Source organism: Bifidobacterium amazonense, from assembly GCF_018555435.2.
In the GTDB taxonomy this organism is placed as follows: Bacteria; Actinomycetota; Actinomycetes; order Actinomycetales; family Bifidobacteriaceae; genus Bifidobacterium; species Bifidobacterium amazonense.
This window is the reverse complement of record NZ_JAFEJT020000006.1, coordinates 15113-33806: the sequence shown is the minus strand read 5'-3', so window position 1 is coordinate 33806 and position 18694 is coordinate 15113. Positions and strand designations below refer to the sequence as shown.

Sequence of the window (18694 nt, the reverse complement as noted above, 5' to 3'; positions counted from 1 at the left end):
CTCATGGCAAAAGACGGTGTGATTGAAGTCGAAGGTCAGGTAGTGGAAGCGCTGCCGAACGCGATGTTTCGCGTCCAGCTCGAGAACAAGCACATCGTGCTCGCCACGATTTCCGGCAAGATGCGTAAGAACTACATCCGCATCCTGCCGCAGGATCGCGTGGTGCTCGAAATGAGCCCGTACGATCTGAACCGCGGACGTATTACGTACCGCTACAAGTAAAGGTACAAGCAAAGGAAAACCATGAAGGTCAGCCCTAGTGTCAAGCGAATCTGCGAAAACTGCCGCGTGATTCGTCGTCACGGCCGCGTCATGGTGATCTGCACGAACCCGCGCCACAAGCAGCGTCAGGGCTGAGAGCAGATTCCAGCGGCACACAAGGAATACAGGCGCTGAGTCACAGGCGATGTTCTCCCGAGAACAACGTCTGAACCCCGGGTACGCAGGCCCGGGCCGGGAGACCGGACGACTCGGTGCACGACCTGCGGAACACAGAAGGAATCGCAATGGCACGTCTTGCCGGAGTCGACATCCCCAATGAGAAGCGCATCGAGATCGCCCTCACCTACATCTTCGGTGTGGGTCGCACCCGTGCGAAGGAAACGCTTGCCGCGACCGGTATCAATCCGGACACCCGCGTCAAGGATCTGACGGATGAGCAGCTCATCACGCTGCGTGACTATCTCGAGGGCAACTACAAGATCGAGGGCGATCTGCGTCGTGAAATCGATGCGGATATCCGTCGCAAGATCCAGATCAACTGCTACCAGGGCATCCGCCACCGCCGTGGCCTGCCCGTGCGTGGCCAGCGCACCAAGACCAACGCCCGCACCCGCAAGGGCCCGAAGCGCACGGTTGCCGGAAAGAAGAAGGCCACCAAGTAATAGGGTGGCTTGACCCGGGCCACGGGAGCCCCTCGCGGGCCCCATCGTCCGGGCTGTCAAACAAGTTCGTACTAGGAAACGAGGATCAATGGCAGCTGCAAAGCAAGCCGCTCGTAAGCCTGTCCGTCGCCGCGACCGCAAGTCGATCCCGGTTGGCCAGGCTCACATCAAGTCCACTTTCAACAACACGATCATCTCGATCACCGACCCGTCCGGCGCCGTCGTGTCCTGGGCGTCCGGTGGCGATGTCGGCTTCAAGGGCTCCCGTAAGTCCACGCCGTACGCCGCTGGCATGGCCGCTGAGTCCGCCGCCCGCAAGGCGATGGAGCACGGTCTGAAGAAGGTCGACGTGTTCGTCAAGGGCCCGGGTTCCGGTCGTGAAACCGCCATCCGCTCCCTGCAGTCCGCCGGTCTCGAGGTCGGTTCCATCACCGACGTCACCCCGCAGGCTCACAACGGCGTTCGTCCTCCGAAGCGCCGCCGCGTCTGATTCCAGTCAGGCGAAGCAACCAATCCAAAGTCGCTTGCTCGGTCGGTGAGTGCACCACCGACCAGAAGCTGAAAGGATAACATAGTGCTTATCGCACAGCGTCCGACACTGACTGAGGAAGTCATCAACCCGCAGCGCTCCCGTTTCACGATCGAGCCTCTTGAGCCTGGTTTCGGCTACACGCTGGGCAACTCCCTGCGCCGCACGCTCCTGAGCTCGATCCCGGGCGCAGCCGTGACCTCGGTGCGCATCTCCGGTGCCCTGCATGAGTTCACCACTCTGCCGGGCGTCGTGGAGGACGTCACCGAGATCCTGCTCAACATCAAGGGCATCGTGCTCACCAGCGAGTACGATGAGCCGGTCGTCATGTATCTGCGCAAGAGCGGCGAAGGAGAAGCAGTCGCGGGTGACATCACCCCGCCTGCCGGCGTGACCATCGCCAACCCGGATCTGCACATCGCGACCCTGGCCGAGGACGGCGAACTCGAGATCGAGTTCACGGTCGAACGCGGCCGCGGCTACGTCACCGCGCAGATGAACAAGCAGGACAACGGCGAAATCGGCCGTATCCCGGTTGATTCGATCTACTCCCCGGTGCTCAAGGTGAGCTACAAGGTCGAGGCCACCCGTGTGGAACAGCGCACGGACTTCGACAAGCTCATCCTGGACGTGGAGACCAAGCCCGCCATCTCGCCGCGTGACGCGGTGGCTTCCGCCGGTTCGACCCTCGTGGAGCTCTTCGGCCTGTGCCGCGAGCTCAACACGCAGGCCGAAGGCGTCGAGGTTGGCCCGGCGCCCGTCGCCGAGGAGAGCAACCCCGAGATGGCCGTGCCGATCGAGGATCTCAACCTCACGCAGCGCAGCTACAACTGCCTCAAGCGCGAGGGCATCCACACCATCGGCGAACTGGTCAACCACACCGAGCAGGATCTGCTCGACATCCGCAATTTCGGTATGAAGTCGATCGACGAGGTCAAGGAGAAGCTGCAGGCCCTGGGTCTGTCGCTCAAGGCCTCCCCGCTGGGCTTCGACACCACCAACCTCGAAGGCGGCACCTTCTACTCGCCCGAAGACGAGTGATCGCCGTTTTTTGACCAACCGCCTTGCCGGACCCGGACGTTCGGGCCGATGCCCACCTGAGTCCGGCAAAGCAATCAAGGAGTTAACATGCCTACACCCAAGAAGGGCCCGCGTCTGGCGTCCAGCCCGGCTCACGAGCGCCTGATGCTCGCGAACATGGCCACCAGCCTGTTCCAGAACGGCCGCATCGTCACCACGCTGCCGAAGGCCAAGCGCCTCCGTCCGCTGGCCGAGCGCCTGATCACCTTCGCGAAGCGCGGTGATCTGCACTCCCGCCGTCGCGTGATGCGCGTCATCCGCAACAAGTCCGTCGTGCACGTGCTGTTCACGCAGATCGCCGAGCAGATGGAGCAGCGCGAGGGCGGCTACACCCGCATCGTGAAGATCGCCCCGCGCAAGGGCGATTCCGCTCCGGCCGCGATCATCGAGCTCGTCACCGAGCCGGTCGCCAAGAAGGCCGTCGTGAAGGAAGCCGAAGCCGCGACCAAGGTTGCCGAGGAGACCGCCGCGCCGGTTGAGGCCGCCGCCGAGGCCACCGAGGCTCCGGCCGAGAACGCCGAGTGAGCTTAGCGTTCCGCTAGACCACGATACGAGGGGTCGGGAATCCGCAAGGGTTCCCGACCCCTCGTCGTATGAGGACCTGGAAAACTCGCAGCGGCGCGATTCCGGGACTGCACGGACACGCCAACGACGGCCGCATATACGCCAAAATGCAAAGTGCCCATTATGTATGATGGTGCCTCATGAGACTGCGGATTGACTTGGCATACGACGGCGGCGGATTCTACGGCTGGGCGAAGCAGCCCGCACTGCGCACCGTGCAGGGGGAGATCGAGGCCGCTCTGCACAAGATCCTGCGCGTGCCCGACGACCCGTCCGCGCCCGAAGCTCAGGCCGAACCACTGCGGCTGGTCGTCGCCGGTCGCACCGACACCGGCGTGCACGCCAGCCATCAGGTCTGTCACGTCGACGTGTCGCCGGAGATCCTGGAACGCGCGGTCGGCCACATGGACGTGCCGCCGACCGTCGCGCTCACCCGCCGTCTGCAGCGGCTGCTGCCCGCGGACATCGCGATCCGCTCGATCGCGCCCGCGCCGGACGGATTCGACGCGCGCTTCTCCGCGCTGGAACGCACGTACGTCTACCGCATCGCCGACCGCGGGAGCGAAGTCGACCCGCGCACGCGCGGTTTCGTGCTGCACATCGACGACGATCTCGACGTCGACGCGATGAACGCGGCCGCCGCGACGACGATCGGTCTGCACGACTTCGGTTCGTTCGCCACCCCCAACCCGGGCGGCACGACGATCCGCGAGGTCAAGACCGCGTACTGGCGTCGCGTTCCGTCGCGTCCGCTCATCGGCGACGACGCGGCGATGGGGGAGCGGTACCGCACGCCGGCCGTCGAGTCGGGACTGCTGTGCTTCACGATCGTGGCCGACGCGTTCGCCCGCAACATGGTGCGGTCGCTGGTCGGCGGCTGCGTGCAGGTCGGCACCGGCAAACGTTCGCTCGACTGGTTCGCCGGCAAGATGGCGACGCCGTTGCGCGAAGGCTCCACCGGACCGATCGCCCCGCAGGGGCTCACGCTCGAGCACATCGAATATCCCGCCGACGACCAACTCGCCGCCCGGGCCGAGGCCATCCGCGCCAAACGCACGCTGTAGGCATCATCCGCTGGATAAAACACAGCCGTAACAATCCCGCTTTCGGACGGTAACCGCGCGGGGTTACCGTAACCCCTATGAATGGCGGCAGCCGTGGCGCAAGCGCGCGCTTGCAACGAGAAACGGCCTGCCGCCGACCCGTGCCGCGGCGAGCGGCCCGGGAACGGACGGACGAGACGAGGAGTGCGACATGGTCGAATCGGCGTTACAACTGGCGGGCGAACTGGTCAACCGGCGCGAGGCGATCAACCGCGAGCTGAGCCGCAACGGCGTGCGGTTCGGCGTGTACAAGAACGGCGAATACCACGACCGCCTGTTCCCGTACGACCCGATTCCGCGCATCATCGAATCCGACGAATTCGACCGGCTCGAAGCGGGCCTCAAGCAGCGCGTCAACGCGCTCAACGCGTATCTCAAGGACATCTACTCCGACAAGCGCATCATCCACGACGGCGTCATCCCCGAGGAATACGTGTACACGTCGGCCGGCTACTTCCCGCAGGTCAACGGCGTGACCCCTCCCGGCGGCATCTTCGCGCACATCGCCGGCGAGGACCTCGTGCAGGGCGAGGACGGCCGCTGGTGGGTGCTCGAGGACAACCTGCGCATCCCGTCCGGCGCGAGCTACCCGCTGTTCGCCCGCGACATCGAACGCCGCACCAACCCGAAGCTGTTCCGCGAGGTGCACGTGCGCGACAACCGCGACTATCCGCGCCTGCTGCGCAAGGCGATGGATTTCGTCTCCACCGAGGGCATCGCCGTGGTGCTCACCCCGGGCCGCTACAACTCGGCGTTCTTCGAGCATGCGTACCTGGCCGAGAAGACCGGCGCGGCGCTGGCGTTCCCCGAGGATCTCGAGGTCGTCGACAACAAGCTGTACTTCCTCGACTACGCCGGCCGCAAGCATCGCGTCGGCGCGGTCTACCGCAGGCTGTCGGACGAGTATCTCGACCCGTTCGCGTTCAATCCGGACTCGGTGATCGGCGTGCCCGGACTGCTGAGCGCGTACCGCTCCGGCAACGTCGCGATCATCAACGCGCCCGGCAACGGCGCGGCCGACGACAAGGCGATCTACTACTTCGTGCCGCAGATGATCAAGTACTATCTCGGCGAGGAGCCGATCCTGCACAACGCGCCCACGTACATGCCGATGTTCGAGAAGGATCGCAAGGAGGTGCTCGACCGCATCGGCGAACTGGTCATCAAGGACGTGGCCGAGGCCGGCGGCTACGGCGTCGTGTTCGGCTCCTCGCTCGACCACGCCGCCCGCGAGGAGCTGGCCGACCGGATCAAGGCCGAGCCGCGCCGGTTCATCGCGCAGGAGGTCATCCAGTTCCGCGACATCGACGTGATCGACCCGAAGACCGGCGAGGCGAGCCCGCGCAAGGCCGACCTGCGCGCGTTCGTCGTGACCGGCCAGAACACGCACGTGTGGTATTCGGGCCTCACCCGCTACTCGTCGGTGCCCGGCCAGATGATCGTCAACTCGTCGCAGGGCGGCGGCTTCAAGGACACGTGGGTGCTCGCGCCCGAGAACGGCAGCGAATCGCACGCGCATACCGTGCAGCGCAGCGAGTCGGTCGCCTCGGTGAACCTGATCCCGCACTCGCGCAAGCACACGCTCTCGCTCGTCACCGCATCGAAGGCCGACAACCTGTACTGGCTCGGCCGCTACACCGAACGTGCGTTCACCACGCTCGTCCAGTTCTTCCCGTTCTACGACCGCGTGATGGACACCGATGTGGACGCGTTCCGTCCGTTCGCCAAGGCGCTCGACCTGCCCGAGGACTTCGAGGACTTCGACGGCTTCATCCACTCGTTCCTGTACGACGGCACGAACCCGGACTCCGTGCGCAGCGCGATCGTCGCCGCGTTCAACAACGCGGTGGTGCTGCGGCCGGAACTCACGTCGCGCCTGCTGCAGTACATCGAGCTCGCCGTGACCAACATCACCGAGGCGTCGGAACAGTTCGACAGCGCGGAGGACATCTACTCGCAGCGCGACATCGCCGACGACATGCTCGCGTTCTGGGGCGGCGTCGAGAACTCGACCGTCGACATCACGCTCAAGGCGTTCATCTTCATCGGCAAGTACCTCGAACGCATCGACCTGTACACGCGCTTCCACCTGTCCTCCGACGAGCTCGAGGCGCCGCTGGCCAAGCTGGAGACGTATTCCAAGGCGCTCGACGGGATGCCGCTGCCGCAGTGCTTCGGCTCGGGCATCAGCTGGCTGCTCGGCCAGCTGCCCGACCGCGGCTACCCGGAACTCACCGCGCGTCTGCAGGCGTTCCTCGACGACTTCAACGAGCGCGCCGCAACCGGCGAACTCAAGGACACGAACGCGCTCAGCTCGATGAACATGGACGCGAAGCGGCCGTGACGGCGGGCGCCCGGCGTAAACGGCTTGCCTCTGCTAGACTGGAGTGGACTTTGTGAGCAGAGGCAAGCTCGTCCGTTTGAGGCGTCCATGTGAGGAGTCGTGTATTCATGAAGAAACTGGTGTTCGACTACGAGATGAAACTGTCGTTCAGCTCGCCGGTCACCGACCACCGATTCCAGCTCCGCTGCATCCCCGCCACCGGCCCGCGCCAGCAGGTCGTCGACGTGGAGGTGAAGATCGAGCCGGAGATCGAACTGGAGACCACCATCGACTCCTTCGACTCCGTGGTGATGACCGGGTTCATCCCCGAACCGCATGACCTGTTCAGCTATTCCGTCAAAGGCATCGCATTCGTCGACAACGAGCACATCAAGCCGGAGATCTACAAGCCGCTGTACCGGTTCAACTCCGCGCTGACGATCCCCGGCCCGTGCATCGAGAAGATGATCGAGATGTGCCGGATCCGCCTGTCCGCGCTGCCGATCGACGCGACGCCGATCGACCAGGCGCGCGAGGTGATGGACGAGGTGTTCCACGCGTTCACGTATACGCCGGCCTCCACCACGATCCGCACCACGGCCGAGGAGGCGCTCGCCCAGCGCAAGGGCGTGTGCCAGGACTACGCGCATGTGATGCTCTCGGTGTGCCGTCACGTGGGACTCACCGCGCGCTACATCGCCGGCCTGCTCGGCGGCGAGGGCGCGACGCACGCGTGGGTCGAGATCTACCACGACAGCCGTTGGATCGGCCTTGATCCGACGCACAACCGCATGGTCGACGACAACTACATCACGATCGCGCACGGTCGCGACTACCGCGACTGCATGCTCGACATCGGCATCTTCTCCGGATACAACGTCAAGCAGAGCCAGTGGGTGAACGCCTCGGTGCACGAGCAGCGGCTGTGACGATGGACGGGCTCGCGGCGGGGGCGCGTTAACGTACACGTCGACGGCCGCGGTGCCTGATGCGTGCTGTGATGATGACCGCAGTGCGATTGCGCGCGGTGCGATGCGGTGACGGTGGGCGCGAAGCCGGCGGTACGATTGCTGCGATTTGCCCGACACGCCCGGCGGCCGGTTGCGTTTGCGTAAATGGCGAATCGCCTTATAATAGACAAGTTGCTTATGCAGCGAATGGATAGGTGTCCGAGCGGTCTAAGGAGCACGCCTCGAAAGCGTGTGAGGCTAACCCCTCCGCGAGTTCGAATCTCGCCCTATCCGCCCTTGAGGCCCGGAACTTCGGTTCCGGGCCTTTTTCGTCTCCGTGGCCATGGGCTCGGCCGGGGTCCTTCGTGGCGGTTTCTGCCAGTGCGATTCGTGTGAGTCGGATGCGTCTGCAGTGCTTGCCGACATGACCGGTACATCGTTGTAAAAACGCCGTGTGTCGTGGTGTTGGCCGCTATAGAATATGTATCGGTACATATTGCCGACGGGGTGCAGTGCGGCGATATGCCGATAAGGAACAACCAGCCGCGCCGGCGTGCCAGCACGTGGGCGGCACAGGCAAAGGAGCAGCATGACCCAGCAGGCATCGGCGGGCGAATCCCGCCTCGTCGTCGACAACGACTTCGAAGTCGCCCCCGTCAGCGACCGCATCTTCGGCTCGTTCGTCGAACATCTCGGACGTTGCGTCTACACCGGCATCTACGAGCCCGGCCATCCCACGGCCGATCAGGACGGCTTCCGCCAGGACGTCATCGACCTGGTCAAGGAGCTCGGCGCGACCACCATCCGCTACCCGGGCGGCAACTTCGTCTCCGGCTACCGCTGGGAGGACGGCGTCGGCCCGAAGGAGGAGCGTCCGCGTCGCCTCGACCTGGCCTGGCACTCCACCGAAACCAACCAGTTCGGTCTGCACGAGATGGCCTCGTGGCTCGAGAAGACCGGCGGCAACGAGCTGATGGAAGCCGTGAACCTCGGCACGCGCGGCCTCGAGGAGGCCCTCGACCTGCTCGAATACGCGAACATCCCCGGCGGCACCAAGCTGTCCGAGGAGCGCCGCGCGAACGGCGCCGACAAGCCGTTCGACATCCGCATGTGGTGCCTCGGCAACGAGATGGACGGCCCGTGGCAGCTCGGCCACAAGACCGCCGAGGACTACGGCACGCTCGCCGCGTCCGTCGCCGCCGGCATGCGTCAGATGGACCCGGACGTCGAACTCGTCGTGTGCGGCTCCTCCGCCCACTCCATGCCGACCTTCGGCACGTGGGAGGAGACCGTGCTGCAGAAGACGTACGACAACGTCAACTTCGTCTCCTGCCACGCCTACTACTTCCCCGGCCGCAAGGCAGACGGCACGCGCGACATGGCCAGCTTCCTCGCCTCCGGCGTCGACATGGACGGCTTCATCAAGGACGTCGCCGCCGCGATCGACGCCACCAAGGCGCGCCTGAAGAGCAAGCACGAGGTGTACATCTCCTTCGACGAGTGGAACGTGTGGTACCAGCAGGAGGAGCAGAGCAGGAACCCCGCCGGCATCGGCAACTGGCCGGTCGCCCCGCGCCTGCTCGAGGACATCTACTCCGCGGCCGACGCCGTCGTCTTCGGCGACCTCATGATCACGCTGCTCAAGAACGCCGACCGCGTGCACGCCGCCAGCCTCGCGCAGCTCGTCAACGTGATCGCGCCGATCATGACCGAACCGGGCGGCCCGGCCTGGCGCCAGACCACGTTCTACCCGTTCTCGCTCACCGCCAAGCTCGCCAAGGGCGGCACCGTGCTCGAGCCGAAGCTCGCCTCCGGCACCTACGAGACCGCCAAGTACGGCGAGGTGCCGACCGTCAACTCCGTGGCCGTGCGCGGCGCGGACGGCTCGATCAACGTGTTCGTCGTCAACCGTTCGCTCGACGAGTCCAACGAGTTCGAGATCGCGCTGCCGAAGGGCGCATCGTACGCGGCGGCCGAGGCTCAGACGCTGCACGAGGACGACATCGACGCGAAGAACACGCTCGACGATCAGAACCGCGTCACCCTGCACGCCAACGATTCCGTCGCGTTCGACGCGGCCGCCGGCACCGTGCGCGTGACCCTGCCGCCGGTCTCCTGGACCGCGATCCGCGTCAAGTGACGCGATCTCAGCCGAACAGGGCCTGATCGAAGGCGGGATAGCCGTACGAGAAGGCGCGGGCGGCGCGGGATGCGACGAAGCGCGCGAGCAGACGCAGCGATGCGGTCTGTTCGCGCGCTTCGCCGTTGAGGGACGAGGACGCGGACGCTCCAGACGCGCTCGATGAGGCCGATGACGACGCGGACGTTCCCGCAACGCCGCCGGGGGAGAGGGCGGCCAGCTCCTCGCGCGCGCAGTTGATCTCGGCCACGGCCAGCGTCGGCGCGGCCAGGCCGGTCGCCGGATCGGCGATGCCGTCGGGATGCGCGACCAGCTGGCTGACGTCGTACGTCTTCTGCCGTGGATCGTCGGCCGGCGCGACGCCGGACAGCGAGACGAGACGTTCGCCGGCGGACTTGTGCATCGACGACAGCGCGAGCGTCGCGTCGTCGTCGTTGCCGCGGGCCGTCAGTATCTCGACGACGAAACCGGCGCGGTCCTCGGCCAGCGCCATCGACGACAGCACGGACGCGTCGACGGACAGATCGTCGACGCCGGTCAGGTCATGCGCGGCGTTCGCGGCGGTCGACGTGATGTCGGCCGGTGCGAGATCGGCCGACGTGACGCCGGCATCGTCGTCGGACTGTACCGTATCGTCCGCCTGCGCGTCGTCCGTATGCGTCTCACTCGTCCCGCCGTCGTCCAGACCGAGCCGATCGCCGAGCACGGCGGCCGTATGCTGCGACTGCGCGGCGCGGATCACGCCCTCGGAGAAGCGTTCCGTGCACTGCGCGGCGACCTCGATCCATGCGGAGGCGGCCGAACGCGCGGCCAGATACCGCCGGACCGCCGGCCAGCCGCTGCCGGCGGAGGATACGGCGGTCGCGTCGGAGGCGCTGTAATATGCGCTTTCGCAGGCGCTCGGAGCCTGTTCGGATTCGGCGCGTCCGACGAAACGCGGGGCTGCGCAGGAGGACAGCGACAACGTCGCCGCAAGCGTGACGGCCGTCGCGACAAGGCGCGCAACGAGCGGCGAACAGGCCAAACGATCCTCCTGACGTGTCTGCATAAGCCCTTACACTAATATCTGACTGTGACCATAGGGCCCCTGCGCTCGGAATAACTTCATATAGGAGGTCTTGAACCATGGAACTTGACCTGTCAGGAATGCATCAACTCGCCGCAGAGCAGGGAATCGATCCCGAAGCGCTGGATGAGGCGTTGTCCGAGGCGCTGCGCCTCGCATACATGAAAACCCCCCACGCCGCCAAGCACGCCCGAGTGGCACTCGACAACCGCGCCGGCACCTTCACCGTCTGGGCCCAGGACGAGATCCCCGGCGAGCCCACCGAAGAGAACCCGCATCCCGCCCCGACGCTCGGCGAGGAATACGACGACACCCCGCGCGACTTCGGCCGACTGGCCGCCGCCACCGCGCGCCAGGTGTTCACCCAGCTGTTCCGCAAGGCCGAGGACGACCGCGTCTTCGGCGCGTTCTCCGGCCAGAAGGGCAAGCTGGTCACCGGCATCGTCCAGCAGGACGTCAAGGATCCGACCAACGTGCACATCGCCATCGGCGACGTCGAGGCGATCCTGCCCCGTCGCGAGCAGGTGCCGGGCGAGCGCTACCGTCACGGCGAGCGTCTGCGCGTGTACGTCGTGAACGTGGCCCGCGGACTCAAGGGGCCGGAGATCGTCGTCTCCCGCTCCCATCCGGAGCTCGTGCGTCAGCTGTTCGAACGCGAGGTGCCGGAACTGGTCTCCGGCGCCGTGTCGATCATGGCGATCGCCCGCGAGGCCGGCGCCCGCACCAAGATCGCGGTGCGCGCCAACACCGACGGCGTCAACCCGAAGGGCGCGCTGATCGGCCCCGGCGGCGCGCGTGTGCGTGCGGTCATGGAGAACCTCGGCCCCGAGAAGATCGACATCGTCGACTGGTCCGCCGATCCGGCGAAGTTCGTCGCCTCCGCGCTGTCCCCGGCCGTGGCGACCGGCGTGCAGGTGATCAGCGAGAAGAACAAGACGGCGATCGCGTTCATCCACGACGACCAGCTGTCGCTGGCCATCGGCAAGGAGGGCCAGAACGCGCGTCTGGCCGCCAAGCTCACCGGCTGGAAGATCGGCATCGAGTCCGCCGAGGCGCACGCCAAGAAGCAGCAGTCCGCGGAGTAACACGGGTCGAGCCGCACCGCGACGGTCGGTGCGGCACCGCAACTTTCGGGTGTGTCGCGACATGCGCGCACATCCAACGGCGCGAGTATGCTTGTCACGGAATCCAAGCATGGTCGTGCCGCACGGTCATGCCTTGATTGCGAAGAACGAGGTAGCACGATCATGGTCGCACGATGAGACGTCGCACGATGAAACAGGGTGGGCTCTCGAGAACCAAACATTGACCGCGCCGTCATACGCGCGGTTCGGATAGGAGAAATTTTAGTGGCGAAAGCACGCGTGTATGATTTGGCCAAGGAACTTGGCGTGGAAAGCAAGGATGTCCTGGCAAAGCTCAAGGACATGGGAGAATTCGTCAAGTCCGCATCTTCAACCGTCGAGGCGCCGGTGGTCCGTCGTCTGAGGTCCGCGTTCAAGGAGCAGTCGGGCGCCAAGGCGCCGGCCGCCAGCGCGGCCAAGTCCGCACCGTCCCCGGCCAAGCCCGCGCCCAAGGCGCCGCAGGCCTCCAATACTTCCAATGCGCATGTTCCGTCCCCGGCCCCGCACGCGGCTTCGGCGACCCCGGCCGCTCCGGCCGCGGTGCCGGCCCCGCACGCCGAGACCGCCAAGCCGGCCCCGGCCGCGCCCCGGCCGGGCATGCCGACCCCGGGCGCGATGGGCGCCCACAAGCCGGGTCCGTCCGCGGCCCGTCCGGGACGTCCCGGCGAAGGCCGTGAGGATCGCCGCGACTCCCGTCGTGACGGCGGCCGCGACGGTCGTCCGATGCGCGAGCGCGACGGACGTCGCGATGATCGCCGTGACGGCCGTGACGGCCGCCGCGAGGGCGGTCATGGCCGCGACGGCCAGCAGCGTATGAACGGCGGCAATCATCAGCCGCGCGGCAACGCGAACGGCGCACGTCCGGCCGCGCCGACGCCGCATGCGCCGCGTCCGGCCGGCCAGCCGCAGGCCAACGGCGCCGTCCCGACTCCGGGTCCGCGTCCGGGCAACAATCCGTTCAGCCGCAAGCAGGGCATGCATACGCCCACGCCGGGCGACATTCCGCGCCCGCATCCGATGGCGCGTCCCACCGCGAACAACAACGAAGGCCGCGGTCGCGGCGGCCGTCCGGGCCAGGGCGGCGGCCGTGGCGGCTTCCGTGGCGGTCGTCCGGGTCAGGGCGGCGCGCAGGGCGCTCCGCGTCCGGGCCAGTGGGGCCACAACCGTCCGGGTCAGGGCGGCGCGCAGGGCGCTCCGCGTCCCGGCCAGAACGCCGGCGGCAGCCGTTTCGGCGGCGGCCAGGGCGGCTATCAGGGCGGCGGCTCCTCGCCGAGCAACAGCGGTCCGTCCCGCGGCGGCGGCCGCGGTCGCGGCGGTGCCGCGGGCGCATTCGGCCGTCAGGGTGGCAAGTCCTCGAAGGCGCGTAAGAACCGTCTGGCGAAGCGTCAGGAATTCCAGGAGATGAAGGCCCCGGTCATCGGCGGCGTGCGCATCCCGACCGGCAACGGACAGACCGTCCGTCTGCGTCAGGGCGCGTCCCTCGCCGATCTCGCGGAGAAGATCAACGTCAATCCGGCGGCCCTCGTCACCGTGCTGTTCCACCTCGGCGAAATGGCCACGGCCACGCAGTCGCTCGACGAGTCCACCTTCCAGATCCTCGGCGAGGAGATCGGCTGGAACATCAAGATCGTCTCCGCCGAGGAAGAGGACAAGGAGCTGCTCCAGCAGTTCGACATCGACCTCGACGAGGAAGAGCTGCAGGAGGACGAGGATCTTCAGCCGCGTCCGCCGGTCGTCACCGTCATGGGCCATGTCGATCACGGTAAGACCAAGCTGCTCGACCGCATCCGCCAGACCAACGTCGTGGCGCGCGAGGCCGGCGGCATCACGCAGCGCATCGGCGCCTACCAGGTGACCGTCGACCTTGACGGCGAGAAGCGCAAGATCACGTTCCTCGATACCCCGGGCCACGAGGCGTTCACCGCCATGCGTGCCCGCGGTGCGGAGATCACCGACGTCGCGATCATCGTCGTGGCCGCGGACGACGGCGTCATGCCGCAGACCGTCGAGGCCATCAACCACGCGAAGGCCGCCAACGTGCCGATCGTCGTGGCCGTCAACAAGATCGACAAGCCGGGCGCGAACCCCGACAAGGTGCGCGGCCAGCTCACCGAGTTCGGTCTCGTGGCCGAGGACTACGGCGGCGACACCATGTTCGTCGACATCTCGGCCAAGCAGGGCACGAACGTCGACAAGCTGCTCGAAGCGGTGCTGCTCACCGCCGACGCCGACCTCGACCTGCGTGCGAACCCGAACATGGACGCCCGCGGCGCGACCATCGAAGCGCGACTCGACAAGGGCCGCGGTGCGGTGGCGACCGTGCTCGTCCAGCAGGGTACGCTGCACATCGGCGACGCGATCGTCGCCGGCACGTCGTACGGTCGCGTCCGCGCGATGCTCGACGAGAACGGCAACCACATGAAGGAAGCCGGCCCGTCCACGCCGGTGCAGGTGCTCGGCCTGACCTCCGTGCCGACCGCAGGCGACCTGTTCCTCGTCGCCCCGGACGACCGCACGGCCCGCCAGATCGCCGAGAAGCGCCAGGCCACCGAACGCGCCGCGCAGCTCGCCAAGCGCCGCAAGATCGTCTCGCTCGAATCCCTCAAGGAGCAGTTCGCCAAGTCCGAGGTGGACATGCTCAACATCGTCATCAAGGGCGATTCGTCCGGCTCCGTCGAGGCGCTGGAGGACTCCCTGATGAAGATCGAGGTCTCCGACGAGGTCGGCATCCAGGTCATCCACCGCGGCGTCGGCGCGATCACGCAGAACGACGTCAACCTCGCCACGGTCGACAAGGCCGTCATCATCGGCTTCAACGTGCGCCCGAACCGTCAGGTGCAGGATCTGGCCGACCGCGAGGGCGTCGAGATCAAGTACTACTCGATCATCTACAAGGCGATCGAGGACATCGAGGCCGCGCTCAAGGGCATGCTCAAGCCGGAATACGAGGAGGTCGTCACCTCCCACTCCGAGATCCGCGAGATCTTCCGCTCCTCCAAGTTCGGCAACATCGCCGGCGTCATGGTGCAGGACGGCGAGGTCAAGCGCGGCACGAAGTGCCGTATCCTGCGCAACGGCGTCGCCACGGTCAACGATCTCGAGATCTCCTCGCTGCGTCGCTTCAAGGACGACGTCAACTCGGTGGCGGAAGGCTACGAGGCCGGCATCAACCTCGGCTCCTTCAACGACATCGAAGTGGGCGACATCATCGAGACCTTCGAAATGCGCGAGGTCGAGCGCAAGTAGCGCAACCCCATATCATCCGGCCCCCTCAGCCCTCAGCCGAGGGGGCCGTTTGCGTTTGGCACCGGCATCGGACCGGTATGTGCATCAGCATTAGGGAATCGGCATAGGAAAGGACTGTCCCATGGCAGGAACGAATCCGCGCGCGGCACGCATCGCCGCGCTCATCCAGCGCGTCATCGCCTCCTCGATGGAGGCCCAGCTGCACGACAAGCGGCTCGCGAACGTGACCATCACCGAAGTGCGCGTCACCAACGATCTGCAGATCGCCAAGATCTACTGGACGCAGCTCGGCCACGAAGGCAAGGAGGACGGCGAACGCAAGCGCGCCAAGCAGGCGCTCGACCAGGCCAAGGGCCGTCTGCGCTCGCTCGTCGGCTCCAAGGCCGGCCTGCGCCTGACCCCGCAGCTGCAGTTCGTCTTCGACGAGGTGCCCGGCGAGGCCACCGAAATCGAGGACATCCTCGCCGTGGCGCGCAAGCGCGACGAGGAGCTGGCCCGCGCGCGCGAAACCGCGCAGTACGCGGGCGACGCGGATCCGTACAAGCATCCCGAGGAGCGTGAGGATGCGGACGATTTCGCGGATGACGACGATTTCGACGACGAGTACGACGAGGATGAGGATTTCGGGGATGACGACGAGGTGACGGTCGAGGACGGCGACGCCGAAGCCTGACCGGGCCATCCGTAAGTCTCCCCGCGCAACAACCCGATCCGGAACAATCCGGAACCGATCCCAACCCAGCATCGAGGTGATTCATGGCCGCGCAATCGCAGCAAGCCCAACCGTCCGGACTGCTTGTCGTCGACAAGCCGCGCGGCGTGACCAGCCACGATCTGGTCGCCGCCGTGCGCGCCGGTCTGCACACCAAAAAAGTCGGCCATGCGGGCACGCTCGACCCGATGGCCACCGGCGTGCTCGTCATCGGCTTCGGCAACGCGACGAAACTGCTCAGCTACATCGTCGACCACGACAAGACGTACGAGGCGACGATCCGGCTCGGCCGCGCCACCGAAACCGACGACGCGGACGGCGCGTTCATCGAGCCGGACTCCTCGGCCGCGGACACGATCACGTCGCGCGTCGCGTCGCTGGACCGCGACACCATCGAACGCACCATCGCCGAACGGCTCACCGGCACGATCGAACAGGTGCCGAACGCGTATTCGGCGATCAAGATCAACGGACAACGCGCCTACGATCTCGCGCGCGACGGCAAGGAGGTCGCGCTCGAGGCTCGGCCGGTCACCGTCGATTCGTTCGACGTGCTCGACATGCGCGCCGGATACACGGACGCGGGTCGTACCGACGGGCCTCTGATCAGCGGACTGTCGGCTGCCGGGCCCGAACCGGGAACGGTGCCGGTGATCGACCTCGACGTGCGTGTGAACTGTTCGGCCGGCACGTACATCCGTGCACTCGGCCGTGATCTCGGCATGATCCTCGGATGCGGCGGCTACCTGACCCGGCTGCGGCGCACGCGCGTCGGCCGGTTCGACCTCGCGTCTCCGGACGTCGCGGCGCATGTCGCGACCGCGCACGTCGAAATGCGCACGTTCGTCAACCGCACCGGTGAAACGGTGACGCGCAACCGGGCCGTACTCGACCAGACCGGCGACGAACTGCTCGCGCGGACGTTGAGCATGGAAGCTGCGGTGCGCGCGACCATGCCGGTGATCGACATCACCGAGGAGGATGCCACGAACCTGCGGTTCGGCAGGCGCATCCCGTACGACATCCGTGAAGTGAGCGCGGCCGTCGTGCCCGCTGCGGGCGGCTTCGGAGCCGGCTCCGACCCCCGTGGCGGCGATGTGGCGGCGATCGTCAGGCGCGCCAAACGCGGCGAGGCCACACCGGTGGTCGTGTTCGCCTCGGCATGAGCCTATCTGGCTTACGTGTAGCGGTTTTTGCTTCCTGCCTGCATCTATCTGGCTTACGTGTAGCGGTCAGGGAGGCGAAGGCCGAGTATGAACGTTACAAATCCGGCGTTGATACCATGTCTCATGCGGCTGAGCCGCTACACGTAAGCCAGATAGCATTATGCGCGGTGAAAAACCGCTACACGTAAGCGAGATAATCGTTCTGATTGGTGATCGATGGTTGCGGGTGGGTCATCGATGGGATGACCATGCCAGACGGCGAGGAACCGCATGGCGGGCATGCCTGCCAGGAGGGGAGCAAGCCGGCGCTGACGGCAGCGGTGAAAACTGCTAGAGTGGACGCGGTTATTGGATCGCATCGGATGCGTGCTGCCATACGCGCATGAACAATCACGACACAAGATATACGAGGAACGGCATGAACATCACTCGACTTACCCCCGATCCGACCGGACTGGTCGCTTGGCCCACGCTGAGCACAAGCAAGAAGTCCGTGGTCACCATCGGCGTCTTCGACGGCATGCACCGCGGTCATCAGGCCGTGATCGCGCGTACGGTGGAGATCGCACGGCGTTTCGGCGCGTTTTCCGTGGTGGTGCTGTTCGACCCGCGCCCCGGCATGGCGCATCGGTACGCCGCCGAACATGACGGCATGGATGTGCCGGAGGGCACGCCGGACACGCAGGCGCTTACCGGCGCGAACGATCGCATCCGCATGATGCGCGACATGGGCGTCGACCATGTGCTGGTGGTGCGCTACACGATGGCGTTCGCCGCGAAATCCTACCGTTTCTTCCTCGGTCAGATGGTCGGCAAGCTCGGCATGCGCGCGCTCGTGCTCGGCTCCGACGCGGCGATGGGCAAGGACCGCGCCGGCGATGTGAAGGCGATCGCCAACCTCGCCGCCGCGACAGGCGTGTTCGAACTGGAGGTCGTCGACGATGCCGGTCCCGGCAACGTGCGCATTCCGGTCGACGCCCAGCCGCACATGCCGGTTGAATGGGGCGAGCCGGCCGACCCGCTCGCCGGTCTGACGAAGGCGGAGCTGCGAGCGTGGAGCAAGAAGCATCAGGCCAGGCTGCACCGCATCTGGAGTTCCACGAACGTGCGCTACCTGCTGTCGCAGGGGCGCATTGTGGACGCGAACGGGATCCTCGGCCACCGTCATGCGGTGGAGGGCGTCGTGGTGCACGGCGAGGAACGCGGCCGCACGATCGGCTTCCCGACCGCGAATCTGGACGAAGGATCGATCGTCGGCTATCTGCCGGTGGACGGCGTGTACGCGGGATGGCTGGTCGACATGGGGCCGGCCGGGGCCGGGGAGTCGTCCGCTGCCGCCGGGGATGATGCCGGGACCGGCGGCACGAACGGCACCGCCGACGCGAACGGTGCGGACAATGCCGCGACCGACCGCGTCGCCTCCGACGATCGCGCGCGCATCGCGGACGGCTCGCCGTGGCGTTGGCCGGCGGCGATTTCGATCGGCACCAAGCCGACGTTCAGTGAGAAGACGGGTCTGCACGAGCGCGTGGTCGAATCGTATGCGATCACCGACGACTGGCTGGAACTGTACGGCCACCGCGTGCGCGTCGAATTCGCTGGCTTCCTGCGCCCGCAGGTCAAGTTCGATTCGGCCGACGACCTCGTCGCCGAACTCGGCCGCAACGTCGAGGAGACCAAGCGGCTGACCGCCGAGTGACGGAGTAAAGGGATCGCGCGAAGCGCGATGCTGCGTTACTGGCGGCCTTCGGCCGCGGAGCTCCCTCAGTCAGCCTGCGGCTGACAGCTCCCTCAGTGAGGGAGCCGA

Annotated in this window: 16 protein-coding genes and 1 tRNA gene; 16 read left to right on the top strand and 1 reads right to left on the bottom strand. The window is 66.4% G+C overall.

Annotated elements, in window-relative coordinates:
- Positions 1-3 precede the first annotated feature (3 nt).
- From infA to arfA, 11 genes are all read left to right on the top strand, one after another.
- The gene (gene infA, locus JS533_RS02570; RefSeq protein WP_006295254.1) at positions 4-222 is read left to right on the top strand and encodes a translation initiation factor IF-1; all 219 of its coding nucleotides are present in this window, start codon (positions 4-6) and stop codon (positions 220-222) included.
- 21 nt (positions 223-243) lie between these two features.
- Entirely contained in the window at positions 244-357 is a 114-nt protein-coding gene (gene rpmJ, locus JS533_RS02565; protein ID WP_003814578.1) for a 50S ribosomal protein L36, read from the top strand.
- Positions 358-506: 149 nt separating this feature from the next.
- A complete protein-coding gene (gene rpsM, locus JS533_RS02560) occupies positions 507-884 on the top strand; it encodes a 30S ribosomal protein S13 (protein ID WP_094730286.1) in 378 nt (125 codons plus the stop codon).
- A gap of 88 nt (positions 885-972) precedes the next feature.
- Positions 973-1374 carry a 30S ribosomal protein S11 gene (gene rpsK, locus JS533_RS02555; protein WP_033493949.1) on the top strand — a complete coding sequence of 134 codons (402 nt, stop codon included), beginning with the start codon at positions 973-975 and terminating at the stop codon, positions 1372-1374.
- An 84-nt stretch (positions 1375-1458) separates the two neighbouring features.
- Positions 1459-2454 carry a DNA-directed RNA polymerase subunit alpha gene (locus JS533_RS02550; protein WP_219059227.1) on the top strand — a complete coding sequence of 332 codons (996 nt, stop codon included), beginning with the start codon at positions 1459-1461 and terminating at the stop codon, positions 2452-2454.
- 87 nt (positions 2455-2541) lie between these two features.
- Positions 2542-3018 carry a 50S ribosomal protein L17 gene (gene rplQ / locus JS533_RS02545; protein ID WP_241512984.1) on the top strand — a complete coding sequence of 159 codons (477 nt, stop codon included), beginning with the start codon at positions 2542-2544 and terminating at the stop codon, positions 3016-3018.
- 179 nt (positions 3019-3197) lie between these two features.
- On the top strand, positions 3198-4121 hold the full coding sequence (gene truA, locus JS533_RS02540; protein ID WP_241512983.1) for a tRNA pseudouridine(38-40) synthase TruA: 924 nt from the start codon (positions 3198-3200) through the stop codon (positions 4119-4121).
- 190 nt (positions 4122-4311) lie between these two features.
- Positions 4312-6504, top strand: a complete 2193-nt coding sequence (locus tag JS533_RS02535) for a circularly permuted type 2 ATP-grasp protein (RefSeq protein WP_241512982.1) — start codon at positions 4312-4314, stop codon at positions 6502-6504.
- A gap of 107 nt (positions 6505-6611) precedes the next feature.
- Entirely contained in the window at positions 6612-7412 is an 801-nt protein-coding gene (locus JS533_RS02530) for a transglutaminase family protein (protein ID WP_241512981.1), read from the top strand.
- A 230-nt stretch (positions 7413-7642) separates the two neighbouring features.
- Positions 7643-7727: transfer RNA gene (locus JS533_RS02525), tRNA-Ser, on the top strand.
- 295 nt (positions 7728-8022) lie between these two features.
- Positions 8023-9573 carry an arabinosylfuranosidase ArfA gene (gene arfA / locus JS533_RS02520; protein ID WP_241512980.1) on the top strand — a complete coding sequence of 517 codons (1551 nt, stop codon included), beginning with the start codon at positions 8023-8025 and terminating at the stop codon, positions 9571-9573.
- Between the two features lie 7 nt (positions 9574-9580).
- Here the strand turns inward: arfA and JS533_RS02515 are convergent, their stop codons facing one another.
- The gene (locus JS533_RS02515) at positions 9581-10621 is read right to left on the bottom strand and encodes a hypothetical protein (RefSeq protein WP_241512979.1); all 1041 of its coding nucleotides are present in this window, start codon (positions 10619-10621) and stop codon (positions 9581-9583) included.
- Positions 10622-10698: 77 nt separating this feature from the next.
- Here JS533_RS02515 and nusA point away from each other — a divergent pair, with 77 nt between their 5' ends.
- From nusA to ribF, 5 genes are all read left to right on the top strand, one after another.
- Positions 10699-11724, top strand: a complete 1026-nt coding sequence (nusA, locus tag JS533_RS02510) for a transcription termination factor NusA (protein WP_241512978.1) — start codon at positions 10699-10701, stop codon at positions 11722-11724.
- Between the two features lie 264 nt (positions 11725-11988).
- Positions 11989-15009, top strand: coding sequence for a translation initiation factor IF-2 (infB, locus tag JS533_RS02505; RefSeq protein WP_241512977.1), 3021 nt, complete (start codon positions 11989-11991; stop codon positions 15007-15009).
- 121 nt (positions 15010-15130) lie between these two features.
- Complete coding sequence (gene rbfA / locus JS533_RS02500; RefSeq protein ID WP_241512976.1) at positions 15131-15682, top strand: 30S ribosome-binding factor RbfA; 552 nt, start codon at positions 15131-15133, stop codon at positions 15680-15682.
- A gap of 83 nt (positions 15683-15765) precedes the next feature.
- Positions 15766-16887 carry a tRNA pseudouridine(55) synthase TruB gene (gene truB / locus JS533_RS02495; protein WP_241512975.1) on the top strand — a complete coding sequence of 374 codons (1122 nt, stop codon included), beginning with the start codon at positions 15766-15768 and terminating at the stop codon, positions 16885-16887.
- Between the two features lie 418 nt (positions 16888-17305).
- On the top strand, positions 17306-18586 hold the full coding sequence (gene ribF, locus JS533_RS02490) for a bifunctional riboflavin kinase/FMN adenylyltransferase (protein WP_241512974.1): 1281 nt from the start codon (positions 17306-17308) through the stop codon (positions 18584-18586).
- The last annotated feature ends 108 nt before the right edge of the window (positions 18587-18694 follow it).